General features: G+C 26.4%; 4 protein-coding genes. All 4 read left to right on the top strand.

The features are described 5' to 3' along the window. Positions 1-222 precede the first annotated feature (222 nt). Positions 223-573 carry a hypothetical protein gene (locus EZH24_RS08770; RefSeq protein ID WP_137998787.1) on the top strand — a complete coding sequence of 117 codons (351 nt, stop codon included), beginning with the start codon at positions 223-225 and terminating at the stop codon, positions 571-573. Positions 574-841: 268 nt separating this feature from the next. Further along, a complete protein-coding gene (locus EZH24_RS08765) occupies positions 842-1,270 on the top strand; it encodes a PepSY-like domain-containing protein (RefSeq protein WP_137998786.1) in 429 nt (142 codons plus the stop codon). A 65-nt stretch (positions 1,271-1,335) separates the two neighbouring features. Next, entirely contained in the window at positions 1,336-2,163 is an 828-nt protein-coding gene (locus tag EZH24_RS08760; RefSeq protein WP_137998785.1) for an EFR1 family ferrodoxin, read from the top strand. Positions 2,164-2,401: 238 nt separating this feature from the next. Continuing rightward, positions 2,402-3,590 (top strand): hypothetical protein (locus tag EZH24_RS08755; protein WP_137998784.1); only part of this gene is annotated, 1,189 nt, incomplete at its 3' end.

The following is a 3,590-nucleotide window of genomic DNA, read 5'->3' as shown; positions in this document are numbered from 1 at the left end:
AAAATTGAAATCGCTCAAAGTTGCGTTGACTAAATTCTCAAGCAAATCTTCGTTTCCGTTTCTTCCAAACAAATATCTGGCAAATAAGTCGCTTAATTTTTTTATTTCATTATATTCATTATTTTTCATGCTTATATTATAACAGAATATAATTATTTGTCAAAGAATAATTAAGGATTAAGTAATAAATATTAATATTATAAAATTGATTTCAAAAAATACTTGGACGATATAAACAAAACCAAAATATACGAATCTGCATTGGACGAAAGCATTGATTTAACTCTTAATTATTTTAATGAAATAAAAAATTATTTGAAAGAAACGCAAAGTAATTTATTTAATATTAATTATGATTTAACTGAAAAATATTATAATGATTTTCAAGTTTGGGAGTCGTTTAATAATTATATTGAAACTGTAGATAATGATATTAATAATAAGCTGGAAGGTGTATATAATGAATTGAACGATAAATATAATAATATTATTCAATCTGTAGATAACGATATTAATGACAAGTTAAAAAATATGTATAAAGAATTAAATGATAAATATAATAATATTGTTTAGATTTTTAATGGGATTGTAGATAGTATTGCTTGGTGGATACCGTTTAGAAAATTTAGGAATAAGTTTAGAAATAAATTTAATATTAAATATATCTATTTAATTAATTATTTACTTTAAAATCAGCTAGTTTATTTGTATTATATTAAAATAATTCAATATAAATACGAACCTATTGAAGTTTATCAAATTATTAATTATACTTGAAAAATACGATATTTATACTAAAATATAATTGAATTTATTTGTAGAAAAAAATGGTTTTACTATAATGAAAAAAATATTTGCATCGTTGTTTTTGCTATTTTTATTAAGCGCGTTACTTTTTTCGGACGATATATATATTTCTCCCGAACAGCTTCCTCAAAACGCGTTGTCGTTTATACAAAAATATTTTCCAAATGTAAGTATTTTATATGCCGAAATGGACAAGAAAAAATACGAGGTTCAATTATCAAACGGCGTGGAAATAGAATTTTTTAGAAACGGAGATTTTAAAGAAATAGACGGAAATTATGTAGCCATCCCTTTTGAAATATTGCCCGAGCCTGTCGCAAATACAGTCCGCAGAACCTATCCAAATACCGTTATAACTAAAATAGAAAAAAAATGGAATATATACGAAGTAAAACTTAACAATATGATGGAACTTTACATTGACGCGAACGGACAACTTTTAGGACAAAAATTTGACGATTAATAATTGACATTAAAGATTTTATATTTATAATTTTAATAAAATTTATTAATTAAACGGAGATTATTATGACAATCGATAAAGTCTATTCGGTATATTATAGCGCGACGGGAACTACTCAAAAAATCGCTTCATTTTTGGGAGAGACAATAGTGAAAAAATTAAATGTTTCGTTTGAAAAATATAATTATAGTTTGCCAAAGAGAAGAGAGAAAATTTTAGAATTCAATGAAAACGAACTTGTAATATTCGGCACTCCAACTTACGCGGGAAGAGTTCCAAATGTGATGCTTCCTTATCTTAAAAATAATATTAAAGGAAACGGAGCTTTAGCCGTTCCAGTCGTTCTTTTTGGAAATAGAAATTTTGACGATTCTTTAATAGAGTTAAGAAATATATTGGAAGATAACGGATTTAGAACTATCGCGGGCGGAGGATTTATTGGCGAGCATGCGTTTTCCTATACTTTAGGAGCGAATAGACCAGACGAAAAAGACATGAAAATAGCTTTGGATTTTGCAGAAAAAATAGCGGATAAAATAATCAATCTTAAAGAATCTCCAACAGAGCCGATAAAAGTGCGGGGAAACGAGCCGTTGCGCCCTTACTATATGCCGAGAGACAGACATGAACATGCGATTGATATTTTGAAAGTAAAGCCGAAAGTCGATGTTCCAAAATGCACCGATTGTAAAATATGCGCGTATGTTTGCCCTATGGGTTCTATAGATTTTAACGATATTACGAAATATGTTAATATTTGCACAAAATGCGGCGCTTGCGTAAAAAAATGCCCCGAAAAATGCAGATATTACGATGACGAAGGATATTTATATCATCAGCATGAACTCGAAGAAGAATTTGAAAGAAGAGCGGAGCCAGAAATTTTTTGTTAATATTTCGTTTGCTTCCTTAAATTAGGTTTACTATTAATTCTTTTGTGCAATGATATGCGTCTTTAAGAATATCGCTATTAAGTTGTATTTCTGAATTTAAATTCGTCTGAAAAAATAGCGACTATATTTCAATAGTTTATTAAATAATTTATATAATATTTTTTAATAATTACTAATTGTAGTAAAATCAAATAAATAGTATAATGAAAAGAAATTTTTTATTATATTCGGAGATATAATGGAATTTAATTTGACTCTGCCGTTCGATAACGAAATAGAGGCGAAAGACAAAAATATAATACAAGAATTTATAATAAATAATATAAACGAATACGAAAATAATTCTTCAAAATTAACCGAGCTTATAATAGAGGCGACAACTTCTTTAAGCGCGGGAAAATCGAGAGCGGATTTTATAACCGAGCAGGGATTTTTCAAAAATTTACTCTATTCTATAACGGGACAAAACAGAAAAATAAGAGGAGAGATTGATTATAATTACGCTATTGTAAAAAACGCTTCCGTGAGAATGATAGAATATTTGGCGAGTCAAAATAAAATAACTTACGAAGGTTTGATATATTTAAATAATAAATTAAATAATATCGAAAAAGATTTGGAAGAAGAGCTGATAATTATTTGTCAAAATATTAGAGAATCTTTCAATTTTGTTTTGCATAAAATTGACGAAGAATCGAAAAGAATAGATTCTATAGAGAAAAAAGTTCGTTTATTGGAATATAAAGCCTCTTGCAAATTGCTTGAATTTAACAATGTAAAATATTCCGATATGGACGATATCGAAAAAATAATTTGTTTAAGTTCCGATTTATTTTCTGAAATATGTTATAACGATTTGACAAAAGAAAATATTTATATGATAAAATCCATTCTTTTGGATTTCGATATCGATATAAATAAAAATATTAGAATTATCGATTTATATCAAAAACTTATAGAAAAACCCGAATTTATTGAAAAATTATTTTTAAATTTGAATAATTTAAATAACGCAAATATTCCCGAACATATTATTCCGATATTGAGCGGCGCAAATAAAATAAAAAAATTGAATAATGAAGAAAGTTATATATTGTCCGCGTTGAAAAATTTAAGTCATAATATAAACAATATAAAAATAAATTTGATAATCGAATACGGAAAAAATGCGTTGGATTTCGATTATGATTCTAAAATCAACATTTACGAAATTATAATAATGACAATAAACGAATTAAAAATGATTGCCAACCAGAATTCTATTAAAAATATAAGTTTAAGCGATAATATAAAAATCATGAATAAATATTATTCTTCAAAAGATTATTTGAAAGCGATAACCGAAGCGGATAATATTTTAGATAAAGAAAAAAATAATTCAAAAGCTCATGATATAAAAATCGAAAGCGTTTACAAACTTCTTATAA

The sequence above is a fragment of the Brachyspira catarrhinii genome (assembly GCF_005518285.1).
GTDB classification, from domain to species: Bacteria; Spirochaetota; Brachyspiria; order Brachyspirales; family Brachyspiraceae; genus Brachyspira; species Brachyspira catarrhinii.
This window is presented reverse-complemented; position numbering and strand designations above follow the sequence as displayed.